The following is a 15,061-nucleotide window of genomic DNA, read 5'->3' on the forward strand; positions in this document are numbered from 1 at the left end:
TTCTTTGACCACAACTTAGGTCGTACGTTCCTCAGCGGGCCAAAAGGTCGCCCCCTGCTCGGCCATGTGTAACAAAGTGTCACATGGTGTAAAACGCGGGCCGTACTGAGCAGCCAGGCGCTGCAATATCGCGGCGACCTCCCCCGCTCCCAGGGTATCCATATAGCGGAACGGGCCGCCAAGAAACGGCGGAAAACCAATGCCAAATACGGCGCCGATATCACCATCGCGGGCGCTGCGAACCACTCGCTCATCGAAGCAGCGCGCCGCTTCGTTAAGCATCATCATCACGCAGCGTTCCGCCACCTGCTGCGCGGACAAGCGCGCCTGCGGTGAGGAAATACCCAGTAAAGCGTAGATTGCAGGATCGGGCCGTTTTTTGCTTTTACGCCCTTTTGCCGCATAAAGATAGAAACCCCGGTTATTTTTTCTCCCTTTGCGATCGTCATTCAGAATCGAACTAATGATGTTTGCAGGCGGGCTAAAACGTTCTCCCCATGCGGCCTCCAGCACCGGGATAATTTTGGTACCGGTATCGATTCCCACTTCATCAAGGAGCTGAATAGGGCCAACCGGAAAACCGAATTTAACCAAAGCGTTATCAATATGCTCTACCGGCTCGCCTTCCATCAACAGGCGCATGGCTTCATTTATGTAGGGGGCCAGAATGCGGTTAACATAAAAGCCCGCTTTATCGGCGACGACAATCGGCGTTTTACCTTGCAATTTCGCCAGCTTAACCGCCGTCGCAATTGTTTGCCGATCCGTACCACTATGTGGAATCACCTCCACCAGCGGCATTTTGTCTACCGGGCTAAAGAAGTGAAGCCCGATGACCCGCTGCGGCCTGCTTGCATGCGCCGCGATCTCGCCGATCGGTAAAGACGAGGTGTTAGAAGCAAAGATCGTCTCCGGGCGGCAGTGCTGTTCAACTTCGCTGACCATCTTCTGCTTGAGCGTAAGGTTTTCAAACACCGCTTCGATCACCACATCGCGATGTGCAAATCCCTGATAATCCAGCGAACCGGATATTAACCCCATCTGGCGATCGCGCTCGCTGGCGCGCAGATAGCGGCGACGCACCTGTTTATCGAGCAGATCCCAGCTGTACTTCAGTGCGTGATTTATCCCGCGCGGCTGGATGTCTTTTATGCGTACCGGTAATCCGCCTTTGCAGGCGGTGACGTAAGCGATACCGCCCCCCATAAGTCCTCCGCCCAGAATGCCCACGCTGCGCAGCGCGACGGGCTCAGCATCCGCGCCGCGATCTTTTTTCAGATCGGTGCTGGCGAAAAAAATCGACCGTAGCGCCTGCGATTGCGGCGTCATCGCCAGCTCGCCAAAAGCGCGGGCCTCCTCGGCGTATCCGCTGCTGCAGCCCTGCGCCAGTCCGGTTTCAATCACCTGCAGAATGCGCTCAGTTGCCGGGTAGTTCCCCTGGGTTTTGTGATGCGTCTTTTTCGCGACCAGACGAAACAGCAGGCTGCGGCCAAGCGGGCCTGCGAGAATACGTTCGCGCGCCGGAACAGCGCGGCTTGCCGGGCGACCTTTGAGCGCCAGTTCAATCGCGGTTTGCAGCAGGATAGTCTGCGGCACCACCTCATCAACCAGCCCTGCCTTCAGGGCCTGACGCGGGCGAAGCTGCTTACCGGTCAGGATCATCTCCAGCGCGCCGCTGACGCCAATTAATCGCGGTAGACGCTGAGTTCCGCCAGAGCCGGGCAGCAGCCCCAGCTGAACTTCCGGGAGGCCAAGCCGGGTTTTATCGTCATCGCTGCATACCCGCCCGTGGCAGGCCAGCGCCAGCTCAAGGCCGCCGCCCAGGCATGCGCCGTGGATAGCGGCAATCACCGGAATCGACAGACCGTGGATCTCGGCCATGATTTGCTGACCCTGACGGGCAAGCGCCTCCGCTTCCTGCGCGGAATGGCAGCGGGCAATCATATTGATATCCGCCCCGGCGATAAAGTTATCCGCTTTTGCCGAGATAAACACCGCGCCGCGCAGTTCCTTATTGTCGCGGATCTGGCGGATGATCCCCCGTACCTCGCTGGCGAACTCAGCTTTCAGGGTATTCATTTTTTCACCGGGCGCGTCAATGGTGATGACGGCGATATTGTCCGGGCGAACCTCAAGCGTAAATGCCGATACGGTTTCCATTATTCGGTCTCCAGAACCATCGCTGAACCCAACCCACCCGCCGCGCAGGCGGTGACCAGACCAAATCCGCCGCCGCGCCGCCGCAGTTCATGCAGCGTTTGGGTAATCATCCGCGCGCCGGTGGCGGCAAAGGGATGACCGTAGGCAATCGAGCCGCCAAGCACGTTAAATTTGCTCTCGTCCACTTCCCCGGTAGCCTGAGAGCGGCCAAGCACTTCGCGGGCAAAGCGATCGCTGGCCATACATTGCAGGTTGGCCAGCGTTTGCGCGGCAAAAGCTTCATGCATATCAATCAGGGTCAAATCAGCCAGCGTCAGCCCCGCTCTTTCCAGCGCCAGCGGCGTCGACCACGCCGGGCCCAGCAGCATATCCTGGCGAACATCAATCGCGGTGAAAGCGTAGCTTCGCAGATAGCCCAGCGGAACAAGGCCCAGCTCTTTAGCCCGGGATTCGGTCATCAGGATCACCGCCGCCGCTCCATCGGTTAGCGGCGTACTGTTCGCGGCGGTTACGCTCCCGTGTTGACGATCGAAGGCCGGGCGTAACTTTTGGTAATCCGCGAGGGTTGAATTTTTACGAATATTATTATCCTGTTCCAGCGGCTCACGGAACGGCGGCGTGTAAGCCGTCATCACTTCTGCCGAGAGCTTACCTTCCTCCCAGGCTCTGGCGGCAAGCTGGTGTGAACGCAGCGCCAGCGCATCCTGCCGTTCGCGCGTGATAGTCCACGTTTTCGCCATCTGCTCGGCGGTATCGCCCATCCGCAGGCCGGTTGAGTATTCGGCAACCGCTGGCGGTACGGGCAGAAGGTCGCGAAAACGCAGCCGAGAAAATAGCTTCAGACGCTGTCCCAGGGTGCGAGCTTTGTTGGCATCAACAAGCGTTCGGGCGAGTTTTTTGCTGACGCCAATAGGTAATACGGAAGAGGAGTCGGCTCCGCCGGCGATACCCGCGCGAATAGTGCCTGCCATCAGGCTTTCCGCGACGTTGGCTACCGCCTGAAAGCTGGTCGCACAGGCGCGGCTGACGCTGTAGGCATCGGTATGCACGCTCATGCCGGTCCCCAGCACAATTTCCCGGGCGATGTTCGGCGCTTCCGGCATCTGCACCACCTGGCCAAATACCAGCTGGTCTATTATGTCCGCGGGGATGTTGCTGCGAGCCAGCATTTCGCCGACCACCAGCTTACCTAAATCAACGGCCGGCACGCCGTGAAAAGCCGTCGCCTGTCGGGCAAACGGAGTACGTAAACCGCTGACTATCGCGATACGATCGCCCTGGCGGGTGACTAGCGGTAATGCCTGACTCATAACGCTCCCCTGTTAACCGATAAAACAAAGTGGTCTGACCTGATAACAGTTTTAACTAATATTTTACATTAAGCCAATCGGGGAACCGAAAAAGTGGGAGCCAAAACACATTGATTAGAAAAGGTAACGCCCCTGCCATGAGGGGCATTAAGGGAAGGATTAACGCAAGCCGAGCTGGAAAATCAGGGTTTCAGCTTCACAGCTGAACACGAAATCGATATCCAGCTTCACGCCACCATCAACGTCGGTAAAGGTCGGGGTGATTTTGCACGGCTCTGATTCAACGTTACGCGCTCTTTCGCTTAATGCGGCGAGCGTTTCTTCGGCTTCGGCACGGTTCGCAAACACGCGGCTATAAGAGGCGGTGCAATCGGTGTTGTCCATAATGGTGCCAACATCCATACAGCAGCAAACCGGGGTTTCATCAGCACTGCATTTACTCATCGTAGATTTCCTCTGTATATGCACTCAAGGTGCCAGACAAATAATGTGCGTATTTTACGCCCCGGGCATGCCTGCCTCCAGTCGTTAATGGCGACAAACGGGATAAGTGACCGAAATCACACTTAAAAATGATCCAAAACAAAAAGCGCCTACTTTGGGTAACAGGTACCCGGGCAAATTTGCCAACTGGATCGCGTTTCTTAGATCACAATTGAAAAAACTTATAAACAAACTTGCAACATATCATCTGGTCAGACCTATACTCAGCGCACTGGTCTGATTTCTCTGTCGTAAAGCAGACCCTACACTTCGCGCTCCTGTTACAGCATGTAACATTGTTTAAATAAAAATAACTCTATGAGGTTATGGGCATGAGCCAGAAAACCCGCCTTACCCAATCTGCCCTTGCAGTGGCTGTAGCACTCGTTTCAACCCAGGCCTGGTCAGCAGGCTTTCAGCTAAACGAATTCTCTTCATCGGGCCTTGGTCGCGCCTATTCAGGTGAAGGCGCTATTGCTGATGATGCGGGAAACGCCAGTCGTAACCCGGCGTTAATCATGATGTTCGACCGTCCAACCTTCTCCGGCGGCGCTATTTTCGTCGATCCTGATGTCAACGTCACCGGTAGTTCAGTTATCGGTAATGACGCCAGCCAGGACAATATCGCACCTACCGCATGGGTGCCGAATCTGCACTTCGTGGCGCCGATTAACGACCAGTTCGGTTGGGGAGCTTCCCTGACCTCTAACTATGGTTTAGCCACCGAGTTCAACAACGATTTTGCCGCGGGCTCGATGGGCGGTACCACCGATCTCGAAACGCTTAACCTGAACCTGAGCGGCGCTTATCGTCTCAACGACCACTGGAGTTTTGGTCTGGGCTTTGACGCCGTGTACGCTCGAGCAAAATTAGAGCGCTATGCGGGTGATTTACCGGAAATTATCGGCGCACAGCTACCGGGAATGGTGAAAGCCGGCAAACTCTCCCCGGCTCAGGCTGCGGCCATCGGTCAACAGGCCGGCGGTATCAGCCGCGACACCCAAATTGCTCGTCTGAAGGGTGATGAATGGGGCTTTGGCTGGAATGCCGGTATTTTATATGAAGTCGATAAAAACAACCGCTACGGCTTAACCTACCGCTCTGAAGTCAAAGTTGATTTTGACGGGGATTACAAGAGCAGCCTGCCGTCTTCCCTCAACCCCATCAACTCCGCTCTGGGCCTGGGCCTGCCGTACGGCACCGGCGGCTCCACGATTGGCGGTTCTCTGACGTTGAATCTGCCAGAAATGTGGGAAGTATCAGGTTATAACCGCGTGGCGCCAAAATGGGCCGTTCACTACAGCCTGGCCTATACCAGCTGGAGCCAGTTCCAGGAGCTGAAAGCGACCAAAACCAGCGGTGGTGAAACGCTGTTCTACAAGGACGAAGGTTTTAAAGATTCCTACCGTATCGCGCTGGGTACGACCTATTACCACGACGATAACTGGACCTTCCGTACCGGTATCGCCTTTGATGATAGCCCGGTCCCGGCTTCCAATCGCTCTATCTCTATTCCGGACCAGGATCGTCTGTGGCTCAGCGCCGGTACGACTTACGCCTTTAATAAAGATGCCTCAGTCGACGTCGGTGTGTCTTATATGCATGGTCAGCACGTTGAATTTACAGAAGGGCCGTATACCTTTAAATCAGAAGGTAAAGCCTGGCTGTACGGCGCGAACTTCAACTACCGTTTCTGATAATGTGAAGCCACAAAAAAGGGTGAACATGATGTTCACCCTTTTTACTTTCTACCCGTCGGTTACTGTGAATCAATATCTTTGAGATCGCCCTCAATCGCCTGCGCGTTCGGGTTTTCATTCGGGGAAAGTTTACCGCCGTTGGCGATAAAGTCGTGACGCTGGAAGTAGGCTTCACGCATTAAAATATACGGATCGGAGGACTGACGGAGCAAGCCGTCTGAATCCAGCAGCTGCGCGCGCGTTTCAACGCCCTCAACCATCCATTTGCCGATAGACATCGGCCATGTCAGCCAGGAAAGAACCGGATACAGGTCATCAGCCATATCGCCACCCTCATCACGCAGGGTGAAGCTGCCGTAGAAAGGCAACTGCACATATGGACCATAGCCAACGCCATAGTGACCCAGCGTGCTACCGAAGCGGGCAGGCTCAACGCGCTGTAGTTTCGGATTCGCCATCCCGGCCACATCAACCAGGCCACCCATCCCAAGGATGGTGTTCAGGAAGAAACGCGTAAAGTGCACCATTCCTTTATAGGGATCGCCTTTCAGGAAGGAGTTCACCATTACCGCCGGCTCTTCGAGGTTGCTGGTAAAATTACTCAGCCCGTTACGCGCCGGCTGCGGAACGTAATCACGCCACGCCACCGCGACGGGGCGAAGGACATAGGGATCGACAACGTTGAAGTTGAAGTTGAACATGGTACGGTTAAAGCCTTCAAGCGGATCTGAACGCCCCTGCGGCCGATCGCCAGAACTCGAACTGGCGCATCCCACCAGCAATGTGGCGCCAAGCGCAAGCGCCGACAGGCGAAAATTCATAGGTGTCTCCCTGTTAATTTAAGCTATCGCTGGGGGTTATCGGGGGACAGCAGCCTCCATAAAGATATCGCCCGTAAGCATGTGCCTGCTTTCAGCATAGCCTTTTTTAGCATCATTGTTGGTGTCCCGATTCTATACACATTTTGCAATTTCCGTATTGCTAATCTTGTCATTGTGAAGAATTTAGGAGCTTATCCGACCCGAACAGCCGAAACCGCTCTAGGATTATAATAAAGACCCGCCGTTGAGGAAAAGTTATGAAACCGCAAACTCACCATGATAATGAGGATGTTGAAGTAGAGAGTGAAGAAAAGCAGAATGGTGAAGAAATTGAGGTTGATGAAGAACGCCTGCCTTCACAGGCGATGGCCACTCATGAAGTAATTCGCCAGGAGGGCGAGAAAGAGCTCGAACGCGATGCCATGGCGCTATTATGGTCAGCGATTGCCGCCGGACTTTCGATGGGCGCCTCGCTGGTCGCCAAAGGCATCTTCCATGTCCACCTGAGCGAACTTCCCGGCGGCTTCTTGCTGGAAAATCTTGGTTATACCTTTGGTTTTGTGATCGTCATTCTCGCTCGCCAACAGCTGTTTACCGAGAATACCGTCACCGCCGTCCTGCCTATTATGCATAAAACCACTCCAGGCAACATCGGCCTGCTGTTACGTTTATGGGGGATTGTGCTGGCAGGTAACTTAATCGGGACCGCTATCGCGGCCTGGGCGTTCGATGTTATGCCTGTGTTCGATGAGCCCACTCGCGAAGCCTTTCTTAAAATTAGCCTGAAGGTCATGCAAAACCCGCCGCTGGAGATGTTTGCCAATGCGATTATCTCCGGTTGGCTGGTCGCCACCATGGTGTGGATGTTTCCTGCCGCAGGTTCTGCAAAGATTGTCGTCATCATTCTGATGACCTGGCTTATCGCCCTCGCGGACACCACGCATATTGTGGTTGGCAGCGTCGAGATTTTCTACCTGGTATTTAACGGGACGCTACCGTGGCAGGAATTTATCTGGCCTTTTGCTCTGCCAACGCTTGCCGGCAACATATGCGGCGGGACCTTTATTTTCGCTTTACTAAGCCATGCCCAGATTCGCAATGACATGAGTCATGAGAAGAAAGCTCGTGCAGCCGAGGAGGCCAAAAAGCGCTAAATGGCTATAGATTAAGCAGTTGGCCTGTACAAGCTTAACGAGCGCCGAAAATAACGCTATAATCCCGGCGCTTCGTCCCCTTAGTTAAATGGATATAACGAGCCCCTCCTAAGGGCTAGTTGCAGGTTCGATTCCTGCAGGGGACACTTTTGAATTATTCACCTCCGTTCACAGCATTCGTTTAATCATCACCACCGCAGAACAACGCCAGCCCCGAAGCAGATGAATCACAGAGGTTTATCGATTCCTGCATAGATCTCATCAAGTTGCTGTAGCCGGTCTTCGTATGATTTCGTCAAACAACGGCTGTCGCTGCCGCATTTCTGCCGGCTATGGAGCCATGTTTTTTGTGCATCCATCATCTCGCCACGCGTCCCCATTGGAAAAAGCCCCCGCAGAAACTCATACTTCGTCGCCATCACCACGTCCATATCGTTCAGGCTCCGGTTAGCGCAGATAGCCTTTTCATCCGCCTGCGTCGCTTTCTGACAATCAAAACTCGCGGAATACCCCGCTATCGGATACAGCACAGCAATAGTCATCACTACTTCTCTTATCTTCATACGCGCTCCATTTCCGCACTCCCGCCATTTGTGCTACCCGTTTATAACGAGTGCCCCTCGCTACGAAGCCCAGCGTAAGCTTTTGACACACTGACGCTCTGAACTATCCGTGCTGTCGGTAATTATAGTTAATCCACCTTAAGGCTCCCATTGGGTTAGCCGCGCGCCTTCCGCAAAATCTTTTTTCCCGACGATAAAACGCCCCACAGCCTGGCTGAAGTATCGGTCAGAATTGCATCAACGCGGGTCACGGTATTGCTTGCCAGAGAGGGAAAAAATTTTTCTACCGTAACGCTTTTCATAATTATGTCTGGCCTGATATTCCATATATAAATTTAATTCCATTTAAAATCAATTATATATATTAAATTTTAACATTCACAGTAGTTATCATTGTTGATTGTTTCCCTGCGTTACGATTCGCAAAACAATGCCAGTAGATAAATCCCTGCCGTCACGTATTCTTCCCGCTGCCGGATGCGCTGAACTGCTGTTCTTTCAGTATCAGCGTTGCTTAAAAGCAGCGCATCCGGCGGTTTATGGCGGATGAAAAGCTATCTTCTCAGCCATCCGCTTCATATTGCGGCAGGATGTCTGCGACAAGAATCGGGTTCTGTACGGGACTTGCGGACAGCCTGTTGCCTTACCTAAATTGGTTATACGGATAGATATGATGAAAAAACTCGCAATGGCACTGGGTATCTGTGCGCTTATGGCTTGTGGCGCTGCCAGCGCGGCAAATGGTCAGGTCGTTTCAAAAGCTAAGTCAGCCTGCCAGAATAACGCGACGCAGTGCGCCCAGGCAAAGTCCACGGCAAAAGCGGATGCGCAGAAAGAAGCAAAAGCAGCCAAAGACGCCTGTGCTAAAAACCAAGCAGCCTGCGACAACGCAAAAACTGCGGCCAAAAACGCAGTGAAAAAGTAAAAACAGTACGGTGGGGGTATAACCCCACCGTACTTTCACAAATATGCTCCGCACAGTACGCAAGCCCGATTCCAGCAAGGGAAATTCTGTTTTGCTTATGACAGATATAGCAGGATTCTTTGCACACGAGCCCGCATCAAAACAAGCATTGACACGATACAGGCCTGACCCATGGCGATCCCTCTTCTGCCCGTTCACCAGCCGCATCGGCTATCCGAGGATTTTCAAGCAGGTTCCGCTTTCGATGAATCATCGCCTTTTGACTCAATATCGCCTCCTGCATTATTAGTAATTTCATATAATTATTGGAAATTCAATGCACCAACAAAATAATTAAAAGTCATTAATTCATCACAAGGATAATGAGTACTGCGGATTTTTTTAGCCGCGATACATTTAATTATTACAGGAAAGCTGATAAGATGCATTAGAGATAATATTCTGACCAGATTCAACATAACATGCCAATATCAAAGTTTGATATAAAACATCTGTTTTGATAAATATTTTGTATGAATCTAAATCGTCGCAACGTCGATAGAGGTCAATTTAAGAAAACCATAACCCCCTATTTTTCATAAGATGATATAGACCATGGAAAGAAAAGAAAGAAACATATGGAAACTAAACAATCTCCCCCCCCTGGAATACTGTTCAATATCTCGCGCTAAAAAATTATTGAATTGTGAAATAGAAGATCTGCTTCATTGGCATGATATTGGCGCGATAAGCCTGTGCATAAAAGTAGGTAAAATTAACGGAACATTAAAAGGTGCGTTCCAACATGACCAGAGCAGTAATAATCTCTATTTTCTTAACGCACCCAATGTTGATGAATTGAGCATCAGCGAAAGATCTTGGTCACGGCATTCCAAAATTAACAAAATTTTTAAATTTAATGATAGTGAAGCAAATCAGGAAGCCCAATATGGTATGCCGATTACCCAGCTGAAACTCCGGGTTTCCGTCTCCGGGTTATGGTACTGCCACACAAGAAATTTAATGGAGATCTTAGAAACGCCTGATGGCATGATTACCGAGGAGAGGATAAGCATCATATCACCGGCCACCAATGTCCTCTTCTGTCACTTCATACCGGACGAGGATGAGAGACCAACCATCACGCTGAGTAAGCTTTACATCACAAGTCAGGCGATTGAGAAAATTTATGAACATACCATCAGCAGTCGCCCTCTCGAACTTTCTGAAAAAGCCTTACATTTACCTGAGGAGCAAGATATGGTGACACCCTCAACGATTATGCAAAATAAGTTGCTCATTGAATTTATCAATCACATCATCCAATCCAATCCACATTTTGGCGATAACATGCTTAACGCGACTGAAAACAAAAAAAATAAAATATTTAATAGGGCTATGGATAAACTCAGGTCTGAAGGCGTGGTTTCCAGCTACGGCAGCATTAATCTTCCGACGTCAGAATATACGTTCGAATGATACTTCTTTAATTTAATTATATCAGAATGAATCATTTCAGCGCTATAGGTACAGGGCGCGCAACGCAGTAGCAAATGTGAAATGCATTTCAATATGAATTCATATATACATCTGACTTCACAATAAAACTGTTCTCTATAAACGCTCCTGATGTTTATGAATCACTTCATATACAGCGAATCAACATGACGTTAAGTCTCCGCCAGTGGATTCCTGAAAACCCTGCCCTGCGCTCAATATTGACGCAGCCTGATGTGCCATTGGTATAAACTCTCGGGTCGCGGCGCTTTGCCAGGCCCCCTTTCGCTGTATCAAACACGCGGTTCTTTCCAGTAATGATGGCACGAGTTCGATCGCGGTTAAATCGTCACGCCCCTGAACAATAGCAGCAGGAAGCAAGGTTGCCAACGACGTGCGTTCAACCACGGTCAGCACTGCGCTAATCGAGTTGGCCTCCATCTGCACTTTCGGTTGAATACCGCGCTGTCGGCAGTCGCGATCGATTTGTTCGCGAGTAGCAAAAGCGCAGCTTAGCAGAATCAGTGACGCCTGATTGAGCGCCGTCAGCGCCACACGACGGGTCGCCGCCAGAGGATGAGAGCGGCCAACCACCAGCGCCAGGGTTTCAGAGAGCAGCGGCTGAGACACAATATCCCGCGAATCGCTACCGTCGAAAGCGATCCCGATATCCAGCTCATCATTGAGCAGCAGAGTCTCCATTCGATCCTGCGCCAGCTCTTGTATATCCAGCGTTATATTCGGGTAACGTTGATAAAACGAAGCCACCAGCGGCCCCATAAAATAATGGGTAAAGGTTGGCATCACCGCCACACGTAAGGTGCCGCGCTGCAAATCGTCAACATCATGGAGCGCGCGCTGCCCCTCGGCCAGTTCCCGTAAAGCCCGGCGCGCATAAATTAACCAGACCTTACCGGCGTCCGTCAGGCAAGTGTTGCGCCCGCTGCGATCAAAAAGCCGTACTCCCAGCGTCTCTTCCAGCTGTCGAATCTGCTGCGACAAAGCCGGCTGTGAAACATGCAGGATGGCTGCCGCTCGCGTAAAGCCGCCGTGTTCAGCAACGGCAATGAAGTAGTTGAGGTGTCGCGGCAGCATGAATTCATCCATAAGAAATTCAAATGAACTCAATCATAATTAAGTATTTTAACTTATGAAATAAGTTACGTACTCTGCTCGCGATTCTTTACCAAACGCCACAGGAGATCGGCATGAGCTGCCTCAATACCTTCCCCACTGCGAAACAAACGCCGGCCACTCAACGATGAACCTGACGCAACGTAATGGCACGATGCTGCTGGTACTGGTGCTTATCGGTATCAATATGCGTCCGCTGCTGACCTCTGTTGGCCCCCTCCTTCCGCAGATCCAGCAGGCAAGCGGCATGAGCTTCACGCTTGCCTCTCTGCTCACCGCGCTACCGGTGATCGCCATGGGTCTGCTGGCGCTAGCCGGCGGCTGGATTAACCGTCATTTCAGCGAGCGTCAAAGTATCTCCCTCAGCCTGTTAACGATCGTCGCCGGGGCTTTACTTCGCGAACTGGTACCGCAGAGCGCGCTATTACTCAGCAGCGCGCTCCTTGGCGGAATCGGCATTGGTATTATTCAGGCGCTCATTCCCGCGGTGATAAAGCGTCTTTTTCATCGTCGGATGCCGCAGGTGATGGGGCTCTGGTCCGCGGCGCTGATGGGCGGCGGCGGCCTGGGCGCCGCATTCACGCCGTGGCTGGCGCAGCATAGCGCTATCTGGTATCACGCGCTTGCGTGGTGGGCGTTACCCGCCGCCGCCGCGCTCCTCTGCTGGTGGCCGCTAAGCCGAACGTTACCCGCCCGGACGCCATCAACAACCCGGGTCACGCTTTTTCGCCATCGTCGCGCGTGGACGCTCAGCCTCTATTTTGGTTTGATCAACGGCGGCTATGCCAGCCTGATTGCCTGGCTGCCGCCTTACTATATGCAGTCGGGCTACAGCGCGCAGTTCAGCGGTACCCTGCTGGCGTTAATGACCATCGGCCAGACCGGCGGAGCGCTCCTGCTGCCCATCCTGGCCAGACATGAGGATCGACGAACGCTTCTGATGCTGGCATTGGCCTTACAGCTTGTCGGCTTCTGCGGTTTTATCTGGCTACCGCAGCAGGTACCGCTTGTCTGGGCCATCTGCTGCGGTATTGGGCTTGGCGGCGCATTTCCGCTGTGTCTGGTCCTGGCGCTCGATCACGCCAGGCACCCCGCCATTGCGGGCCGACTGGTCGCGTTTATGCAGGGAGTAGGCTTTATTGTCGCCGGGCTTTCCCCCTGGCTGTCGGGACTGCTGCGGAGTTTAAGCGGCAATTACCAGCTCGACTGGATGCTTCACGCCGCCTGCGTCCTGGCCCTAATGGCCATAACGCTGCGTTTCGCTCCCGCACGCTACCCGCAAGAGTGGCAACATCAGGATTCAGCCGCTCGCTAAACCCGTCATCTCCTCATGCGGGATAGTTAACACCTCCCGCATTCAGGCAGAAAAAAGCACAAAATCAAACAACTATATCAGTACAAAAACTGTTGTTAATGACCGTCGCCAGAATGAAATTTAATACCGAATGAAATTAATGTGTCGCCGAATCACGACACTCGTAAGTAACTAAAAATTAATAAAAAAATGGCTCTTGTTTCCCTCATTTTTTAGGCGTACATTAGCGCCATCTGGAGCCGTTTACGCTCAGAATTTACAGCTACCGCCCGCTGAAAAAGCGTCGTTTTCGTGAGCGATAGCTGAGCAGGCAATGAAGAGCAAATTCATTTAAGGCGTCTCGCCGAGAGCGCGGAGTGATGAGTCGTGAAATATTTCTTAATGGGCATTTCTTTTATGGTCATCGTTTGGGCCGGAACTTTCGCCCTGATGATCTAGCTTTAACGGTGTAAAAAAAAGGAGCCTTTCGGCTCCTTTTTTTATTCGTGGCTTTCGCTGGTCAACTTAGCCGACGCGGGAAGCAGCCCGTCGGCACGGAACATTGATTTAATGCCGCGCACCGCCTGGCGGATACGATCGCGGTTCTCAATTAACGCAAAGCGTACATGGGTATCGCCATAGTCTCCAAAGCCAATGCCCGGAGAAACGCAGACTTTTGCATCCTGCAGCAGCTTTTTAGCAAACTCCAGTGAGCCCATCGCCGCATACTGCTCCGGGATCTTCGCCCAGACATACATTGACGCCTTCGGACATTCCACCATCCATCCGGCCTCATGCAGCCCTTTCACCAGCACATCGCGACGACGTTTATACTGCTCGGCAATGTCGCGAACGCACTGCTGATCGCCTTCAAGCGCGGCAATCGCCGCAACCTGTAGAGGGGTGAAAGTGCCGTAATCGTGATAGCTTTTAATGCGCGCCAGCGCATTAACCAACGTTTTGTTACCGACCATAAAGCCGATACGCCAGCCCGCCATATTATAGCTTTTAGAGAGCGTAAAGAATTCGACGGCGACATCGCGCGCGCCGGGGACCTGCATGATAGAGGGCGCTTTCCAGCCATCGTAAACAATATCGGCATAGGCCAGATCGTGCACCACCAGCACGTCATAACGCTTCGCCAGCGCCACGACTTTCTCAAAGAACTCCAGTTCGACGCACTGTGCGGTCGGGTTGGAGGGGAAACCGAGGATCATCATTTTCGGCTTCGGGTAACTCTCACGAATCGCGCGCTCAAGCTCGTTGAAGAAATCCACGCCTTCGACCAGAGGTACCGAACGTACCTGGGCTCCGGCAATCACCGCACCGTAAATATGGATGGGATAGCTGGGATTTGGCACCAGTACGGTATCGCCATGGTCAAGCGTCGCCAGCATCAGATGCGCCAGCCCCTCTTTTGAACCAATGGTGACTATCGCTTCTGATTCCGGATCGATCTCAACGTTATAGCGCTCTTGATACCAGCGAGAAATCGCCCGGCGCAGGCGCGGAATGCCGCGGGAAGTAGAATAGCCGTGGGTATCGGGACGCTGGGCAACGGTGCAGAGTTTCTCAACGATATGCGGCGGAGTGGCGCCATCGGGGTTACCCATGCTGAAATCAATAATATCTTCGCCGCGGCGTCGCGCAGCCATTTTTAGTTCAGCAGTGATATTAAAAACGTAAGGGGGGAGACGATCGATACGCGTAAAACGGCGTTCAGGACTGAATTCAGCCATAGATTCCTCGGATTAACGTTAGCGCCCGGACCGTCCGAGCGACGCTGCTGCCTGTGCAGCACGTTTAGAAAATAACCCGAAAATTTTCCTGCTGTCGAGAGGGGCAGAGAAAAATAATTTCTGGCGATAAAAACGGGCATCAGTACGACTAAATACGGCAGCAACGTTCTTTCCCCTCCTCGCCTACTCCATCAAAATTAACATGCTGATATCTTTAATTTTACTTAAATGCTTGCTCATCCGTAGACGCTATTGAATCGCGGGTGTTTGTTATTAATCCCCTTTTATTTGTAAGACTTTTC

The 15,061-nt window shown here is 52.4% G+C and carries 13 protein-coding genes and 1 tRNA gene; 7 read left to right on the top strand and 7 right to left on the bottom strand.

From position 1 onward, the window contains the following. Nucleotides 1–15 precede the first annotated feature (15 nt). The 3 genes from fadJ to F8562_RS07090 form a co-directional block, all read right to left on the bottom strand. Nucleotides 16–2,160 (bottom strand): fatty acid oxidation complex subunit alpha FadJ, encoded by a 2,145-nt coding sequence (gene fadJ / locus F8562_RS07080; RefSeq protein WP_014839140.1) that lies wholly within the window; start codon nucleotides 2,158–2,160, stop codon nucleotides 16–18. Beyond that, on the bottom strand, nucleotides 2,160–3,470 hold the full coding sequence (gene fadI, locus F8562_RS07085; RefSeq protein WP_014839141.1) for an acetyl-CoA C-acyltransferase FadI: 1,311 nt from the start codon (nucleotides 3,468–3,470) through the stop codon (nucleotides 2,160–2,162). The genes fadJ and fadI overlap by 1 nt, the downstream gene beginning before the upstream one ends. 159 nt (nucleotides 3,471–3,629) lie before the next feature. After that, nucleotides 3,630–3,914 (bottom strand): YfcZ/YiiS family protein, encoded by a 285-nt coding sequence (locus F8562_RS07090; protein WP_014230287.1) that lies wholly within the window; start codon nucleotides 3,912–3,914, stop codon nucleotides 3,630–3,632. A 371-nt stretch (nucleotides 3,915–4,285) separates the two neighbouring features. Here F8562_RS07090 and fadL point away from each other — a divergent pair, with 371 nt between their 5' ends. Next, nucleotides 4,286–5,650 carry a long-chain fatty acid transporter FadL gene (gene fadL / locus F8562_RS07095; RefSeq protein WP_014839142.1) on the top strand — a complete coding sequence of 455 codons (1,365 nt, stop codon included), beginning with the start codon at nucleotides 4,286–4,288 and terminating at the stop codon, nucleotides 5,648–5,650. Between the two features lie 62 nt (nucleotides 5,651–5,712). Here the strand turns inward: fadL and mlaA are convergent, their stop codons facing one another. Further along, on the bottom strand, nucleotides 5,713–6,474 hold the full coding sequence (gene mlaA, locus F8562_RS07100; protein WP_014230289.1) for a phospholipid-binding lipoprotein MlaA: 762 nt from the start codon (nucleotides 6,472–6,474) through the stop codon (nucleotides 5,713–5,715). 257 nt (nucleotides 6,475–6,731) lie between these two features. Between mlaA and F8562_RS07105 the strand changes: the two genes are divergently transcribed. Together F8562_RS07105 and F8562_RS07110 are read left to right on the top strand one after the other, a co-directional pair. Continuing rightward, the gene (locus F8562_RS07105; RefSeq protein ID WP_014839143.1) at nucleotides 6,732–7,628 is read left to right on the top strand and encodes a formate/nitrite transporter family protein; all 897 of its coding nucleotides are present in this window, start codon (nucleotides 6,732–6,734) and stop codon (nucleotides 7,626–7,628) included. Between the two features lie 74 nt (nucleotides 7,629–7,702). Continuing rightward, a tRNA-Arg gene (locus F8562_RS07110) sits at nucleotides 7,703–7,774 on the top strand. A gap of 81 nt (nucleotides 7,775–7,855) precedes the next feature. Here F8562_RS07110 and F8562_RS07115 read toward each other — a convergent pair. Then, nucleotides 7,856–8,191 (bottom strand): lysozyme inhibitor LprI family protein, encoded by a 336-nt coding sequence (locus tag F8562_RS07115; protein WP_014839144.1) that lies wholly within the window; start codon nucleotides 8,189–8,191, stop codon nucleotides 7,856–7,858. A 670-nt stretch (nucleotides 8,192–8,861) separates the two neighbouring features. Here F8562_RS07115 and F8562_RS07120 point away from each other — a divergent pair. Both F8562_RS07120 and F8562_RS07125 read left to right on the top strand, forming a co-directional pair. Then, on the top strand, nucleotides 8,862–9,116 hold the full coding sequence (locus tag F8562_RS07120) for a hypothetical protein (RefSeq protein WP_004852922.1): 255 nt from the start codon (nucleotides 8,862–8,864) through the stop codon (nucleotides 9,114–9,116). 594 nt (nucleotides 9,117–9,710) lie between these two features. Continuing rightward, complete coding sequence (locus F8562_RS07125; protein ID WP_032720501.1) at nucleotides 9,711–10,574, top strand: hypothetical protein; 864 nt, start codon at nucleotides 9,711–9,713, stop codon at nucleotides 10,572–10,574. A 180-nt stretch (nucleotides 10,575–10,754) separates the two neighbouring features. Here the strand turns inward: F8562_RS07125 and cynR are convergent, their stop codons facing one another. Then, nucleotides 10,755–11,687 carry a transcriptional regulator CynR gene (cynR, locus tag F8562_RS07130; protein ID WP_014839148.1) on the bottom strand — a complete coding sequence of 311 codons (933 nt, stop codon included), beginning with the start codon at nucleotides 11,685–11,687 and terminating at the stop codon, nucleotides 10,755–10,757. 166 nt (nucleotides 11,688–11,853) lie between these two features. Between cynR and F8562_RS07135 the strand changes: the two genes are divergently transcribed. Both F8562_RS07135 and ypdK read left to right on the top strand, forming a co-directional pair. Next, the gene (locus tag F8562_RS07135) at nucleotides 11,854–13,041 is read left to right on the top strand and encodes a cyanate transporter (RefSeq protein WP_151891895.1); all 1,188 of its coding nucleotides are present in this window, start codon (nucleotides 11,854–11,856) and stop codon (nucleotides 13,039–13,041) included. A 366-nt stretch (nucleotides 13,042–13,407) separates the two neighbouring features. Then, nucleotides 13,408–13,479 carry a membrane protein YpdK gene (gene ypdK / locus F8562_RS07140; RefSeq protein WP_077777854.1) on the top strand — a complete coding sequence of 24 codons (72 nt, stop codon included), beginning with the start codon at nucleotides 13,408–13,410 and terminating at the stop codon, nucleotides 13,477–13,479. A 41-nt stretch (nucleotides 13,480–13,520) separates the two neighbouring features. On the opposite strand, the gene alaC is transcribed toward ypdK, so the two are convergent. Continuing rightward, nucleotides 13,521–14,759, bottom strand: a complete 1,239-nt coding sequence (gene alaC, locus F8562_RS07145) for an alanine transaminase (protein ID WP_009654875.1) — start codon at nucleotides 14,757–14,759, stop codon at nucleotides 13,521–13,523. Between the last annotated feature and the right edge of the window lie 302 nt (nucleotides 14,760–15,061).

Origin of the sequence: Klebsiella sp. RCJ4, from assembly GCF_009025755.1 — a bacterium.
Lineage (GTDB): Bacteria > Pseudomonadota > Gammaproteobacteria > Enterobacterales > Enterobacteriaceae > Klebsiella > Klebsiella michiganensis.

Excerpts from the sequence above, each read along its gene's own strand:
- fadJ (WP_014839140.1), bottom strand. The coding sequence starts at position 2,160 with ATGGAAACCGTATCGGCATTTACGCTTGAGGTTCGCCCGGACAATATC.
- fadI (WP_014839141.1), bottom strand. The coding sequence starts at position 3,470 with ATGAGTCAGGCATTACCGCTAGTCACCCGCCAGGGCGATCGTATCGCG.
- F8562_RS07090 (WP_014230287.1), bottom strand. The coding sequence starts at position 3,914 with ATGAGTAAATGCAGTGCTGATGAAACCCCGGTTTGCTGCTGTATGGAT.
- fadL (WP_014839142.1), top strand. The coding sequence starts at position 4,286 with ATGAGCCAGAAAACCCGCCTTACCCAATCTGCCCTTGCAGTGGCTGTA.
- mlaA (WP_014230289.1), bottom strand. The coding sequence starts at position 6,474 with ATGAATTTTCGCCTGTCGGCGCTTGCGCTTGGCGCCACATTGCTGGTG.
- F8562_RS07105 (WP_014839143.1), top strand. The coding sequence starts at position 6,732 with ATGAAACCGCAAACTCACCATGATAATGAGGATGTTGAAGTAGAGAGT.
- F8562_RS07115 (WP_014839144.1), bottom strand. The coding sequence starts at position 8,191 with ATGAAGATAAGAGAAGTAGTGATGACTATTGCTGTGCTGTATCCGATA.
- F8562_RS07120 (WP_004852922.1), top strand. The coding sequence starts at position 8,862 with ATGATGAAAAAACTCGCAATGGCACTGGGTATCTGTGCGCTTATGGCT.
- F8562_RS07125 (WP_032720501.1), top strand. The coding sequence starts at position 9,711 with ATGGAAAGAAAAGAAAGAAACATATGGAAACTAAACAATCTCCCCCCC.
- cynR (WP_014839148.1), bottom strand. The coding sequence starts at position 11,687 with ATGCTGCCGCGACACCTCAACTACTTCATTGCCGTTGCTGAACACGGC.
- F8562_RS07135 (WP_151891895.1), top strand. The coding sequence starts at position 11,854 with ATGAACCTGACGCAACGTAATGGCACGATGCTGCTGGTACTGGTGCTT.
- alaC (WP_009654875.1), bottom strand. The coding sequence starts at position 14,759 with ATGGCTGAATTCAGTCCTGAACGCCGTTTTACGCGTATCGATCGTCTC.